The organism is Microbispora sp. H11081, assembly GCF_012999535.1.
GTDB lineage: Bacteria > Actinomycetota > Actinomycetes > Streptosporangiales > Streptosporangiaceae > Microbispora.
Window position 1 is genome coordinate 537,296 of sequence record NZ_JABBWV010000002.1, and the last position, 12,721, is coordinate 550,016.

Here is a 12,721-nt window from a genome sequence, read left to right on the forward strand (position 1 = left end):
TATGCCGGGTCCCGGCCGAACAGTCAGGGCACGTAGGTGAACATTTGCGTCACAAGAGTCCCTTGTCCTCTTCGAGGCGAGGTTCCGGCGCGATGTGACGAGGTTCACGCGGGGTCTCGTCCTCCGCCAGGAGACCGGCCAGGTGGGCGGCGATGGCGTCGATCGTGGGATGGTCCCAGGCCAGGGTCGGCTCGACCAGGAGGCCGACGGCCTCTTCCACGTCGACGCACAGGCTGAGCGCGTGGACCGAGTCCAGCCCGTACGCCCGGAGCTTGACCGCCGGGTCGATCTCCGCGGCCGGCAGCCCGAGATAGCCGGACACCCGCTCGACGAGCCAGTGCCGCAGGGCGTCGTGGGTCCACAAACCGGGGGCGGCGCTCATGCGACGGTCTCGGGCAGGCCGCGCAGCGCGGGCGCCAGTTCGGCGTGCAGCGGGGTGAGGCCTCCGCCGAGGAACAGCTCGCGCATGTGGCGGCGGCGAAGCTTGCCGCTCGTGGTCTGCCGCACCGTGCCCCGGGTCACCAGGAGCAGGCTCAGCGGGACACCGAACTCCCGCGTCAGCCGGTCCATGACCCGGTCGGCCGTCTCGCCGAGTGTCGCCGGCTGGCGCATGCGCACCTCCTGCACCAGGACGACGTGCTCCCCGCCGTCCCCGCCGCGGACGCCGAAGGCGGCGCCGCGCCCCGCGCCGGGATTGGCCCGCGCGGCCGCCTCCTCCAGGTCCTGGGGGTAGAGGTTGCGGCCGTTGACCACGATCACGTCCTTGATCCGTCCCGTCACGTAGAGCTGGCCGTCGAGCAGGAACCCCAGGTCGCCGGTGCGCAGCCAGCGGCCGTGCCGCGCCGAGCCGTCGGCGGGGAAGGTGGCGCGGGTCTCCGCCGGGCGGCCTCGATAGCCGAGGGCGACGCTGGGGCCCGCCACCCAGATCTCCCCGATCTCGCCGTCGGGGACGGGGCCGAGGCCGTGCGGATCGACGATGCGCAGGTCGAGCCCGGAGGGCGGGCCGCACGCGACCAGGGGCGTCCCCCCGGGCGCGGGGACCGCCCGGTGCAGTTCCAGGGCGGCGGGGTCGAACTCGCGCACGGTCACGCCCTGGCCCTGCGGCACGCAGGTGACCATCAGGGTGCACTCGGCTAGGCCGTAGCCGGGACACCAGGTGGCCGGGCGGAAGCCCGCGGGGGCGAACCGCCGCTCGAACTCGGCGAGTGTGCCCGCCCGGATCGGCTCGGCTCCGCTGATCGCCATGGTCAGCGTGGACAGGTCGAGGCCGGCGAGTTGTTCGTCGGTGATCCTGCGCGTGCACCAGGCGTACCCGAAGTCCGGGGACACGGTCCAGTCCGCGCCGTACCGGCTGATCAGCTCGAGCCAGCGCACCGGGCGCGCGACGAACGCCGCCGGTGACATGAACACGAGGTCGGCGCCCGCGTGGAGCGCCTGCAACTGGAGGCCGACCAGGCCCATGTCGTGGTAGTGAGGGAGCCACCCGGCCAGCCGCCGCACCGGCCTCTCCCGGGCCAGCAGGCGGAACAGCTCCAGGTTGTGCAGCAGGTTGCCGTGCGAGATCTCGACCCCGCGCGGGTCGCTCGTCGATCCCGAGGTGTACTGCAGGTAGGCGAGGGTGTCCGCGGTCATGGCCGGCGGGGTCCAGGCGTCCGGATCGGCGGTGCCGGGATCGGCCACGCGCGCCGACAGATCGGACAGCCCGGGCGCGTGCGCGGCATCGGTCAGGACCATCCGGGCCCCCGCGTCCCCCATCAGGGCCCGTACGCGGTTCGCGTGCGGCGCGCCCGTGTCCGGCAGGGGCGCGGGGATCGCGGGCACCCGGGCGTAGAGACAGCCGAGGAACGCGACGGTGAAGTCGAGCCCCGCCGGGTAGAGCAGCAGCACCGGCCGATCGGTCAGGCCGTGCCGGGCGAGCCACACGGCGGTGGCGCGCGCCCGCCTGTCCAGCTCGGGGAAGCCCAGCCGGACCGGGGTGCCGTCGTCCCGCAGGAAGACCAGCTCCCGGTCCTCACGGAGGCGGCTCCGCACGTGCGTGACGAAGTCGGTCATGCGGGCAACCCCTCCTTGACATACCAGGAGACCAGCCGGTCGAGGACCTGGGGGGTGACCGCGGGCGGGGCCGTCGCCTCCCGCCACGCGAAGTCGTACCGATGCCTGAAGTAGGTCGCGGTGTACTTGGCCCGCATGTTGACCACCGCCTCGAAGCGGCTGAACGGCCTGTCGCGGATCTCCTCCGGCGTGGCGGCGACCAGCTCGATCGGCAGCCGGTCGTTGATCACGCCGAACAGGTCGCGCACCGGCACGGTGGTTCCGTGCACCACGTGGGAGACCGGGCGCTCCGGGTCGGCGGCGGCGAGCGCGAGCAGCCGGGAGACCGTGGTGTCGACGGGGGTCAGATGGAGGCCGGAGCCCGGATGGCAGGGGATGCGGACCCGTTCCCCCGGCGTCCGCCGGGCGAAGAAGGCGATCACCCGGAGGAAGTCGTACAAGCCGTAGTCGGTCAGCGCCCGCCCGGTGCGGGAGTGCCCGACCATCACGCCCAGCCGGGCGACCAGGGCGGCGCCCTCGCGGACGGACCGCGACCGGGCCAGCGCGATCTCCGCCTCGCGTTTGGAGTATTCGTAGAAGTTGCGGAACCGGTCAGGGGGAGCGTGCGACGGCCAGTCCTCGGGAACGGGGCCCTCGCTTTCGAGCCCGCACTGGTAGGCCGTCCCGACGTGGATGTAGCGCGAGCCCGGCCGGGCGTGCCGTTCGTAGGCGGACAGTGCGTTCGCCGATCCCGTCACGTTCACGTTCAGGAGCTCCTCCTCGCGGCGTGGGAAGAAGGTGACGAGCGCGGCGACGTGCCAGTAGACGCACGGCTCGGCGAAGACCTCGGCGACAGGGAGGCCGAGGTCGGGCCGGTCGAGCGCGAGCCCGCGCACGCGCAGGCGGCCCGCCGGGGACTCGCGGAGGCCGAGGCAGCTCAGCGCGTCCGCGACCCGGCGGCGCACCACGTCGGCGGACGCGCGGGCGAGGGCGATCACCTCGTCTCCCCGGGCCAGCAGAGCGGCGATGAGATGGGAGGCCACGAAGCCGTTGGCCCCGTCGATCACATGGACGCGCACCACGACACCTTCCCATGAGTGCTAGCGGAAGGTAAAGTCACGATCGCTCACAGTGACTAAGCGGGAGGGTGCATGCTCAACGACCTGCAGCAGCGCAAGCTGGCCCATCTGTTCACGCTCCTCGACGTGGACGACGACGGGACCGTCGACAAGATGGACTACGCCGCCTCGGCCGACCGGCTGGTGAACGCGTTCGGGTTCGCGCCGGGCTCCGAGGAGTCGCGGCGGGTCAGGGACCGGTACGCGAGACTGTGGGACGAGGTGACCCTGCCCATGGACGCGGACGGGGACGAGCGGGTCGGGCTGCAGGAGTTCACGGCCGGATTCGGCCGGTTCGTCACGCAGCCCGAGGCGGGCTACCGGACCCACATCGCGCCGGTCGCCGACGCCTTCTACGACCTCATGGACACCGACGGAGACGGCAGGATCACCCGGGTCGAGTACCTGCGGATGGCCGGGAGCGCGTTCCGCATGTCGGAGGCGAACGCCGTCGTCGCGTTCGACCATCTCGACCTGGACGGCAACGGCTCGTTGAGCCGGGAGGAGCTGCACCTGGCCAACGAGCAGTTCTTCCGCAGCCCGGACGCGCGATGTCACGGCAACTGGCTGTTCGGCCCGCTCCCGGCACAGGGCTGAGCCGAGACGCCCCGGGCCGTTCCCGGACGTCCGCGTCCTTGGGCGGCCCCTACTCGGCGGGCGCCGCCCACTCGCGCCGGCGGGCCTCCGCCATGGCGATGGCCGCGGCGACCGCCACGTTGACCGACCCGACCCTGCCGACCTGGGGGATGTAGGCCACCGAGTCCGCCGCCTCCAGGGCGGCGGGGGAGCAGCCGTGGTCCTCGCTGCCGAGCACCAGGCAGACGTCGCCGTCGAGCTTGGCCTCGTGCAGCGGCTCGGCGTCGCCGGTCAGCTCGACGGCGACGACCCGGAAGCCCTCCTCCCGGGCGGCGCGCACGGCCTCGGCCACCGGGACGGGCTCGTGCCACTGGACCAGCCGGTCGGTGCCCAGCGCGGTCTTCTGCGCCTTGGGGTTGGTGGGCGGGGTGGCGTTGCCGGCCAGCCAGACCGTCTCCACGCCGAAGGCGGCGGCCGTACGGAAGATCGAGCCGATGTTGAAGGGGCCGGTCACCGATTCGAGGATCAGCGCGAGCCGGCCCTCGGTGTTGCGGCGCCAGGTGCGGTTGAGCCGCTTGACGTCCGTCGGCTTGAGCTGCCTGCGCGGGTTCTGGATGCTCATCGGGCGCTCATCGCTCCTGGGTCTCGATGCCGGCGGCGGGGCGGGCGTCGACCCGCAGGACACGGTAGGCCGACCGGGAGGCCAGCCGTGAGGTGGGCCAGCCCCGGTCGTTCAGCCAGCGCTGCAGGGAGTCTGAGCCGAGGTGCTTCTGCACGACCAGATAGGCGCTGCCGTCCGGGCTGAGCCGGTCGAGCCACCGCGTGAGCATCTCGTGGAGCGCGGCCTTGCCGATCCGGATGGCGGGGTTCGACCAGATGGCCCGGAACCGGACGTCGTCCGGCATCTCGTCGGCGTGCACCGACCTTACTTTGTCAAGGCCGGCGCTCCTGGCGTTCCGCTCGCACAGCTCCACCGAGCGCCGGTTCACGTCGACGGCCCAGACCGTCGCGCCGGGCGCCCGCGACGCCATCGTCAGCGCGACGGGCCCGTAGCCGCAGCCGAGGTCGAGGAGGTCGCCCTCGGCCGGAGGCGGCGGGACGGTCTCCAGCAGCACGCGGGTCCCCGCGTCGATCCGTTCTGGGGAGAACACCCCCCGGTCGGTCTCCAGCCTCAGGTGCAGGTCGGGGAGGACCAGGGTGACCGAGCCCGGCCGGCTCGCCGCCTGGGGACTCTCCTCGAAGTAATGGGCCACGTGCCCAAACGTACCAACGACGCGGACTCCTGATCTCCGCGCCCGGTTCCGCGGGCGCTCCGGCGCGGGACGCCTCTTCACGAGGCGGCCGTGGACGCGGTGATCCCGGGGAGCCGGGGCGGCCTTCCGGCGCCTTCGCCGCGTCCGTGCGCGCGTCCGCAAGATCGGGTCTAGGCGAAACTGTCAGAACGGGTTAACTTCCGCAAAGGTAGCGATTCAAAAATCGCTCCCCGATTCCGACGGAGGCGCCACCCGGCACTGGCACACGCGCGGCCCCTGCCGCACCCCCCTGCCGCACCCCCTGGCCTCCGTCCCGGCCGGCGACGCCCCACCCCCGGCGCCTCCGGCCCGCCCATTCCCCTCTCACCCCGAGGACCGGCATGAGACCACGTCTGCTCGCCCTGGCCGCCATCCTGGCGGCCGGCCTGTTGCCCGCCGCGCCGGCGCACGCCTCCGGCGCGGCGGCATCACCCTCCGGTGTCTCGGCGCTCGCCGCGCCGAACATCTCACTGGCGAACGTCAAGGCCCACCTGTCCCAGCTGCAGAGCATCGCCACCGCCAACGGCGGCAACCGGGCACACGGCCGTCCCGGCTACCTGGCCTCGGCCAACTACGTCAAGGGCAAACTCGACGCGGCCGGATTCACCACGACCCTCCAGTCGTTCAGCTACAACGGCGCCACGGGCTACAACGTGATCGCGGACTGGCCGGGCGGCAACACCGACGACGTCCTCATGGTCGGCGCCCACCTCGACAGCGTGACCGCCGGGCCCGGCATCAACGACAACGGATCCGGCAGCGCCGCCATCCTGGAGACCGCCCTGGAGGTGTCCCGGCAGGGGCTGGCCCCCTCCAAGCACCTGCGGTTCGCCTGGTGGGGCGCGGAGGAGCTCGGCCTGCGCGGCTCGTCGTACTACGTCACCAACCTGTCCACCACGGAACGGTCGAAGATCAAGGGATACCTGAACTTCGACATGGTCGGCTCGCCGAACCCGGGCTACTTCGTCTACGACGGCGACAACTCCGACGGCGTCGGCTCGGGCCCCGGCCCCACGGGCTCGGCCCAGCTGGAGCGGGTCCTGCAGGACTACTTCACCTCGATCGGCGTGCCCACCCGCGGCACCGACTTCGACGGGCGCTCCGACTACGGGCCGTTCATCTCGCGCGGCATCCCGGCGGGCGGCACCTTCACCGGCGCGGAGGGCGTCAAGACCAGCGCGCAGGCGTCCCTGTGGGGAGGCACGGCGGGCCAGGCCTTCGACTCCTGCTACCACCGGTCCTGCGACACGACGAGCAACGTCAACGACACCGCGCTCGACCGCAACGCCGACGCGATCGCGTACGCCGTGTGGACCCTTGCCACCGCGACCCCGCCCACCGTGGTCTGGTCGGACGACTTCGAGAGCGACAAGGGCTGGACCGTCGTCCCCGGCACGGCGACCATCGGCACGTGGGAGCGCGGCGACCCCCAGGCGACGTCGTCCAGCGGCACCAAGCAGCTCGGCACCACCGTCAGCGGCACCAACGACCTGGTCACCGGCAGGCTCGCCGGCTCCTCCGCCGGCGACTACGACGTCGACGGCGGGACGACCTCCATCCAGTCGCCGCCGATCACCCTGCCCACCGGTTCGCTGAGCCTGTCGCTGTCGTGGTACCTCGCCCACGGCAGCAACGCCACCAGCGCCGACTTCTTCCGCGTGCGGATCGTCGGCGGCACCACCGCCACGGTGGTCCAGCAACTCGGCGCCGCGTCCAACCGCGACGGCGCGTGGAGCACGGCCACCGCCGACATCTCCGCCTTCGCCGGGCAGACCGTTCGCCTGGTGGTCGAAGCCGGGGACGAGTCGACCGCCAGCCTGGTCGAGGCCGGGGTCGACGACGTGCGGATCACTCGCTAGACGCCGGGCCGTGCCCGTCCCCGCAGGGGACGGGCACGGCCCTCGCGGCTCAGGGGATGCGGGCGCCGAGGAGGATCGCGGCGGCGGCCGCCAGCAGGCCCGCGATGATCGCGGCGACGAGGAACCGCTGGGTGATCTCCTGGTGCACGACCTTGTATCCGAGCGAGGTGCCGATCTGCGCGTACACGTCGCGCAGTTCGCTGCCCGACTCCGCGGTGTACGCCCGGCCCCCGGTGCCCTCCGACAGCGACCTCAGCGTGGCCTTGTTGACCGGGACCTGCACCGACCGGTTGTCGATGGTGACCGTGCCCTCCGGCGTGCCGTACGCGATCGTGGACACCGGCACCTTGGCGCCGACCGACTCCTCGATGGCCTCGTTGACCGACCGGCCCGAGGTGTTGTCGCCGTCCGACAGCAGCACGATCGCCGACGGGGGCGGGTCGGTGACCGCCCGCTGGTCGAACGACCTGATCGAGTCGAGCGAGTCGAACACGGCCTCGCCGATCGCGGTGCCCGGCCGGGTGGTCAGGCTGGAGATCGCGGTGTTCACGGCGGCGTGGTCGGTGGTGGGGGAGATGACGACGGCGGCCGACCTGGCGAAGGCCACGACCCCGACGTTGAACCGCTCGGGCAGGTCGTCGACGAACTGCTGGGCGGCCTGCTTGGCCGCGACGAGCCGGGTGGGGGCGACGTCGGCCGACTCCATCGACAGCGACACGTCCACCGCGACCATGATGGTGGCGCGGTCGCGGGGCACCTTCACCGCGCCCGCGGGCCTGGCCGCGCCGAGGACCAGCAGGCTCATCATGACGAGGAACAGCACGGCGGGCACGTGCCGCCGCCAGGTGGGCCGCTCGGGCGCGACCAGCGACAGCAGCGCGAGGTTCGTGAAGCGCACGGTGTAGCGCCGGCGCGCGAACTGCGCCGCGACGTACGCCGCGACCATCGCGGCGACCAGGACGAACAGCCACAGCCATCCGGGGGACAGGAACGTCATGCGCCCGCCTTCCCGCCGGCGGCCCGGCGCAGCAGATGGGAGGTCCGCCGCTGCCGCAGCACGAACTCGGCGATGTCGAACACCCAGTCGCGGTCGGTGCGCAGCACGAGGTGGGCCGCCCCGGCCCGGCGCAGCGCCGCCCGGGTCGCCCCGCGCTGCTCGGCCGCCGCCTCGGCGTACCGCGCCCTGAGCGTGTGCGACAGCCGGACCCCGCGCGACCGCCCGGTCTCCGGGTCGGCGAGGGTGACGAAACCGACGTCGGGCAGCTCCAGCTCGCGGGGATCGATGATCTCCACGGCTAGCACCTGGTGCCGCGCGGCCAGGCGGCGCAGCGGCGGCTCCCAGGAGTCCGGCGGGTCGAGGAAATCGGAGACGACGACCCGCAGCCCGCGTTTGCGGTGCGCGGGCGCCATCATCTCCAGAGCCTCCCCGAGGTCCACCGCGCCCTGCGCGGGCGGCGCGCTCAGCAGCGAGTGCAGCAGAGCGTACAGCCGGGACCGGCCGGACTTGGCCGGATAGCGGTGCACGTCGCCGCCGTACAGGATGTAGGCGCCGAACCGGTCGCCGACCCGGCTCGCGAGGATCCCGATCGCCCCGACGGCGCTGACGACGAGGTCGCGCTTGGACATGCTCGCCGTGCCGAACTCCATGCTGGCCGACAGGTCGGCGAGCACCCACGTCTCCAACTCCCGGTCGGCGATCAGGTCGCGCACGTGCGGGACCGTCGTGCGCGCGGTCACCGCCCAGTCCATGCGGCGCACGTCGTCCTCGCCCGGCACGTAGACGCGGCTGTCGCCGTGCTCGCCTCCCGGCCCGGGAATCAGTCCCTGGTGGCGGCCCTGCAGCAGGCCGTCCAGCCGCCGCACCACCGTCAGCTCCAGCCGCCGCAGTGCCTGGTCGGGGTTGGCCGGGCTCACCGCATGCCCTGGTTCCACACGACGAGCGGCGGCGGCACCGCCTGCAGGACCATGCGTACGACGTCGTCGGGGTCCACCTCGTCGGCCAGCGCGTCGAAGGTCAGCATGAGCCGGTGCGACATGACGTCCACCGCCACGTCGCGGATGTCGTCGGGCAGCAGGTAGTCGCGCCCGCGCAGCAGGGCCAGGGCCCGCCCGGCGGAGATCAGGCCCAGCGTCGCCCGGGGGCTGACCCCGATCTCGATCGTGTCCCGCAGGTCGGCCAGGCCGTAGTCCTCGGGGGTGCGCGTCGCCATGACGAGCCGTACGACGTAGTCGGCCACGAGCTGGTGGACCGACACCTCCTCGGCCATGTCCTGCAGCCGCACCAGCGTGGCGGGGTCGAGCACCGGCCTGGGCACGGGCGGGCGCACGCTCATCCGCTGCAGGATCTCCAGCTCCTCGTGCGCGCTCGGGTGCGACACGCGCACCTTGAACAGGAACCGGTCGCGCTGCACCTCGGGCAGCGGGTAGACGCCCTCCGACTCGATCGGGTTCTGCGTTGCCAGCACGACGAACGGCCGGGGCAGCGGGTGGGTGCGCCCCGCGAGCGTCACCTGCCGCTCGGCCATCACCTCGAGCAGGGCCGACTGCACCTTCGCCGGAGCGCGGTTGATCTCGTCGGCCAGCAGGAAGTTGGCGAACACCGGCCCGAGCTCGACGTCGAACTTCTCGGTGCTCGGGTGGTAGACGCGGGTGCCGACGATGTCGCTCGGCACCAGGTCGGGAGTGAACTGGATGCGGGCGAACGTCCCGCCCACGACGGTGGCCAGCGTCGAGGCGGCCAGCGTCTTGGCGACTCCCGGGACGCCTTCGAGCAGGCAGTGTCCCCGGGCGAGCAGCGCCACCAGCAGCCGCTCGACCATGTGCTCCTGTCCGACGATCACTCGCCGGACCTCGGCCAGCGCCTCCCGCAGGGCGTCCAGCCGGGCCTCGCCCTCCTCCTGCTCCGTCACGCCCTCGCCGGGCTCGGGGTCACTGCGTTCATGGGCAACGGTCATGCCTGTTATTCAATCGTGACTCGGCTGGAGAATCCATTTCTCTCCCATTTGCCCGTCCCGGCGCGCGCCACACCCCCTGCCGCGCCCGTGTGTTTTCATGTGGAGGATGGTCACTCCGCTGCAGTACGGCGACCCGCCCCACGTGGGGCCGTTCGCACTGCAGGCACGTCTGCGCACGGCCCCGGCCGGGCTCGTCTACCTGGGGCAGGCCCCCGACGGCCGGGTGGTGTCGGTGGCCGTCCTGTCGAACGGCGCCGCCCTCGACGCCGCCGCCAGGGACCGGTTCGTCACCGCGATCAGGGACGCGCAGGTCAGGGCGGGCGTACGCGGGTGGGGCGCCTCGCTGGTCGACCGGGTGCGCGGCCGGCTGCCCGCGGACATGCCTCCCGTCCTGGCGATGCAGGACGGGCCCGCGCCCTGGGTGGCCGTGCCCTATCTGGCGAACGGCCCGGGGGCCGAGCGGTTCCTCGACCCGGTGCCGGTGTCCGGCACGCTGACGGGGCGGCGGCACGGCCCCGACTTCGTGCACCACTGGCTGGGCGACCGCACCCCCGCGCTGCCCGGCCCGCCCCCGCCGCCTCCGCCGCCGACGGCGACCAAGCGGTCGGTCGTGCTGGCCTCGACGCTGCTGGCCACGCTTGTGCTCATGCTGCTGCTCGTCGTCTGGATGCTGCTGTTCCGCGGGGAGGACGAGCAGGAGCCGCCCCGCCCGCTGCCGAACACGCAGTTCGTGCCGACCCCGCCGCCGGAGCCCACCTCGCCCGAGCCGCAGTTGCCCACGCCGGGACCGTCCGGCGGCGGCGAGGACAGCGGAAGCCCCTGGCCCGACGACCTCTTCGGCGGCCGGGGCCCGATCTGACGCCGATCAGGCGGAGTCGCGCAGGCCGAGGACGGCGGTGATCGCGAGCGGTGGAGCCGCCGCGCGGTCACCCGCCCAGTATCTCGGCGGGGTGGTCCGACGGCCGGTTCGCTAGTGGCTAGAAATTTAACTTCTAACAAAGCCGTGGCGAAGGGTTCCTGCCCCCATGTAGTCGTCGTTAGCATCCCGTCCATCAGGAAAGATCAGGAGGCTTCCGTGGGGCGTTCGCTCGAAGGGATGCCGGTACTCGTCACCGGCGGCGGATCCGGGATCGGTGAGGCGGTGGTCTACCGGCTGGTCAAGGCCGGGGCGAGGGTGACGCTGGCCGGCCGGCGCGCGGTCAAGGTCGAGGAGGTCGCCCGGCGGGCGGGCGCCGGCGCGTGCGGTGTCGTCGCGGACGTCACCATCGCCGCGGACCGCGAGCGGATGGTCGCCCGGGCCGTGGAGCACGGCGGCGGGCTTGAGGCGGTGGTGCACGCCGCGGGCAACATGTATCGCGGCCCGCTGGAGACGCTCGACGAGCAGGCGTTGTACGACGTGTTCGCCTCCAACACGATCGGCCCCATGATGCTGACCGGGAAGGCCCTGCCGCACCTGCGGGAGCGCTCCGGCGTCGTGGTCTTCTTCGGCTCGGTGCACACCCAGCGCGCCTTCCCCGGCGCCTCCCCGTACGCCGCGACCAAGGGCGCGCTCGAGACGCTGACCGGGGTCCTGGCGGCGGAGCTGGGGCCGCAGGGGGTGCGGGTCGGCTGCGTCCGCCCGGGCGGAGTGCTGACCGAGATCAACCAGCGGGCGGGTCTCATGGACGACGCCGCCGCCGCGCAACGCATGCGCTCGCTCGGCCCGGCCCACGCGCTGGGCCGCGCGGGCACCGTGGACGAGGTCGCCGAGGCCGTCGAATACCTGATCGCGGCGGAGTGGGCGACGGGCGCCGTGCTCACCATCGACGGCGGCCTCGGCCTCGGCGTCACCAACGCCTGATCGGGCGCCTCGCACGCGAACCCGGGCGCGGGGCGGCGGCGGAGGTCGCGCGGGAGTGCGCGCCCGCCGCTCAGATGGGCGCCCTGACTCGCGTCAGCGAGGCGTGCCGGTCCCCCGCCGCCGCCCGGCGCCGGGGGAGGGGGAGGGGGCCGCGCCTGCTCCCCTCCTGAGCAGGGTCGCGGGTGCGCCGTGGTCGGCGCGCAGGCGCAGCAGAGCCGGATCCGACGTCCAGAAGGACTCGAAGTCCTCCGCGGCGAACTTCTCCGCGATCAGGTGCATCGCGATGTCGTGGCGCACGTACTCGACCGCGACCAGGACCACGGCGGGGTCGTCGGTGTAGACGCCCCAGGCGTCGTCGTTGACCACGCCGCCGATGACGGCCTGCTCCCGGTCGGCCACCACGACCAGCAGCCGGCAGCCCAGGTTCTCCAGTGCCACCGTGGGGCTGGAGAACCGGTGCCTGGTGGTGCGGCCCACGGGGTCGGGGTCGTCGCCGAAGACGACGGCCGAGACGTCGACGCCGTCGGCCTCGGCCCTGCGGGCCAGCGGCTTGAGCGGCTCGATCTCCGCCGGCCAGCCGGACAGGAAGAGGTCTCTGCGCGCCGCGGCGACCACGTCCTCGGCCCGGGTGAGCAGCGACGACCGGTCGGTGAGGTTGTGGATCAGCCGCACCTGGGTGGGCGAGGCCACCTCGGGCAGCGACTCGCGCAGCGCGCCGATCGACTGGTCGAACTCGCGTCGCATCCGGTCGAGGAGCGACATCGGGGGCAGCGAGATGTAGCCCGTGCCCCCTTCGCCGAGCCGCACCTCGTAGGCGGCGCCCCGGCCCACGAGCTTGCCCAGCGTCTCGTAGACCGTGCTGCGCGGCACCCCGGAGCGCTTCGCCACCTCGTAGCCGTTGAGCGGGGCGCCGGCCGCCACGAGCGCGACGTACGCCTTCGCCTCGTAGCCCGACATGCCGAGGCGCTGGAGCTCTTCGATCACCCTCTGTTGAGACACGTTGTCATCGTCGCACCTCCTGGAGGTCCGGGACGAATTCCCGTCCCGGCCG

The 12,721-nt window shown here is 73.0% G+C and carries 13 protein-coding genes; 4 read left to right on the top strand and 9 right to left on the bottom strand.

Going from position 1 to position 12,721, the window contains the following annotated elements; all coding sequences use genetic code 11:
- Positions 1-49: 49 nt before the first annotated feature.
- From HHX31_RS07515 to HHX31_RS07525, 3 genes are read right to left on the bottom strand one after another with little or no spacing between them, the layout of a single operon-like run.
- Complete coding sequence (locus HHX31_RS07515) at positions 50-382, bottom strand: acyl carrier protein (protein ID WP_169946405.1); 333 nt, start codon at positions 380-382, stop codon at positions 50-52.
- The gene (locus HHX31_RS07520) at positions 379-2,052 is read right to left on the bottom strand and encodes a fatty acyl-AMP ligase (RefSeq protein ID WP_169946407.1); all 1,674 of its coding nucleotides are present in this window, start codon (positions 2,050-2,052) and stop codon (positions 379-381) included. The genes HHX31_RS07515 and HHX31_RS07520 overlap by 4 nt, the downstream gene beginning before the upstream one ends.
- Positions 2,049-3,110 carry an SDR family oxidoreductase gene (locus tag HHX31_RS07525; RefSeq protein WP_169946409.1) on the bottom strand — a complete coding sequence of 354 codons (1,062 nt, stop codon included), beginning with the start codon at positions 3,108-3,110 and terminating at the stop codon, positions 2,049-2,051. Before HHX31_RS07525 ends, HHX31_RS07520 begins: the two co-directional genes overlap by 4 nt.
- 72 nt (positions 3,111-3,182) lie before the next feature.
- Between HHX31_RS07525 and HHX31_RS07530 the strand changes: the two genes are divergently transcribed.
- Positions 3,183-3,746, top strand: coding sequence for an EF-hand domain-containing protein (locus HHX31_RS07530; protein WP_169946411.1), 564 nt, complete (start codon positions 3,183-3,185; stop codon positions 3,744-3,746).
- A gap of 49 nt (positions 3,747-3,795) precedes the next feature.
- On the opposite strand, the gene HHX31_RS07535 is transcribed toward HHX31_RS07530, so the two are convergent.
- Together HHX31_RS07535 and HHX31_RS07540 are read right to left on the bottom strand one after the other, a co-directional pair.
- Positions 3,796-4,347 (bottom strand): TrmH family RNA methyltransferase, encoded by a 552-nt coding sequence (locus tag HHX31_RS07535; protein WP_169946413.1) that lies wholly within the window; start codon positions 4,345-4,347, stop codon positions 3,796-3,798.
- A 7-nt stretch (positions 4,348-4,354) separates the two neighbouring features.
- Positions 4,355-4,978 (bottom strand): methyltransferase, encoded by a 624-nt coding sequence (locus HHX31_RS07540; RefSeq protein ID WP_169946415.1) that lies wholly within the window; start codon positions 4,976-4,978, stop codon positions 4,355-4,357.
- A 380-nt stretch (positions 4,979-5,358) separates the two neighbouring features.
- Between HHX31_RS07540 and HHX31_RS07545 the strand changes: the two genes are divergently transcribed.
- A complete protein-coding gene (locus HHX31_RS07545; RefSeq protein ID WP_169946417.1) occupies positions 5,359-6,876 on the top strand; it encodes a M28 family metallopeptidase in 1,518 nt (505 codons plus the stop codon).
- 49 nt (positions 6,877-6,925) lie between these two features.
- On the opposite strand, the gene HHX31_RS07550 is transcribed toward HHX31_RS07545, so the two are convergent.
- The 3 genes from HHX31_RS07550 to HHX31_RS07560 are packed head-to-tail and all read right to left on the bottom strand — an operon-like array spanning position 6,926 to position 9,830.
- On the bottom strand, positions 6,926-7,873 hold the full coding sequence (locus tag HHX31_RS07550; protein ID WP_169946419.1) for a VWA domain-containing protein: 948 nt from the start codon (positions 7,871-7,873) through the stop codon (positions 6,926-6,928).
- The gene (locus tag HHX31_RS07555; protein ID WP_169946421.1) at positions 7,870-8,790 is read right to left on the bottom strand and encodes a DUF58 domain-containing protein; all 921 of its coding nucleotides are present in this window, start codon (positions 8,788-8,790) and stop codon (positions 7,870-7,872) included. The genes HHX31_RS07550 and HHX31_RS07555 overlap by 4 nt, the downstream gene beginning before the upstream one ends.
- Positions 8,787-9,830 (bottom strand): MoxR family ATPase, encoded by a 1,044-nt coding sequence (locus tag HHX31_RS07560; RefSeq protein ID WP_169946423.1) that lies wholly within the window; start codon positions 9,828-9,830, stop codon positions 8,787-8,789. The genes HHX31_RS07555 and HHX31_RS07560 overlap by 4 nt, the downstream gene beginning before the upstream one ends.
- A gap of 106 nt (positions 9,831-9,936) precedes the next feature.
- Between HHX31_RS07560 and HHX31_RS07565 the strand changes: the two genes are divergently transcribed.
- Both HHX31_RS07565 and HHX31_RS07570 read left to right on the top strand, forming a co-directional pair.
- Entirely contained in the window at positions 9,937-10,689 is a 753-nt protein-coding gene (locus tag HHX31_RS07565; protein WP_249345695.1) for a hypothetical protein, read from the top strand.
- A gap of 216 nt (positions 10,690-10,905) precedes the next feature.
- Entirely contained in the window at positions 10,906-11,670 is a 765-nt protein-coding gene (locus HHX31_RS07570) for an SDR family oxidoreductase (protein ID WP_311931647.1), read from the top strand.
- A gap of 93 nt (positions 11,671-11,763) precedes the next feature.
- Here the strand turns inward: HHX31_RS07570 and HHX31_RS07575 are convergent, their stop codons facing one another.
- Positions 11,764-12,669 carry a helix-turn-helix domain-containing protein gene (locus tag HHX31_RS07575; RefSeq protein WP_311931648.1) on the bottom strand — a complete coding sequence of 302 codons (906 nt, stop codon included), beginning with the start codon at positions 12,667-12,669 and terminating at the stop codon, positions 11,764-11,766.
- Positions 12,670-12,721: the final 52 nt, after the last annotated feature.

Coding starts and splice junctions, on each gene's coding strand:
- HHX31_RS07515 (WP_169946405.1), bottom strand. CDS start 382: ATGAGCGCCGCCCCCGGTTTGTGGACCCACGACGCCCTGCGGCACTGG.
- HHX31_RS07520 (WP_169946407.1), bottom strand. CDS start 2,052: ATGACCGACTTCGTCACGCACGTGCGGAGCCGCCTCCGTGAGGACCGG.
- HHX31_RS07530 (WP_169946411.1), top strand. CDS start 3,183: ATGCTCAACGACCTGCAGCAGCGCAAGCTGGCCCATCTGTTCACGCTC.
- HHX31_RS07535 (WP_169946413.1), bottom strand. CDS start 4,347: ATGAGCATCCAGAACCCGCGCAGGCAGCTCAAGCCGACGGACGTCAAG.
- HHX31_RS07545 (WP_169946417.1), top strand. CDS start 5,359: ATGAGACCACGTCTGCTCGCCCTGGCCGCCATCCTGGCGGCCGGCCTG.
- HHX31_RS07550 (WP_169946419.1), bottom strand. CDS start 7,873: ATGACGTTCCTGTCCCCCGGATGGCTGTGGCTGTTCGTCCTGGTCGCC.
- HHX31_RS07560 (WP_169946423.1), bottom strand. CDS start 9,830: ATGACCGTTGCCCATGAACGCAGTGACCCCGAGCCCGGCGAGGGCGTG.
- HHX31_RS07565 (WP_249345695.1), top strand. CDS start 9,937: ATGGTCACTCCGCTGCAGTACGGCGACCCGCCCCACGTGGGGCCGTTC.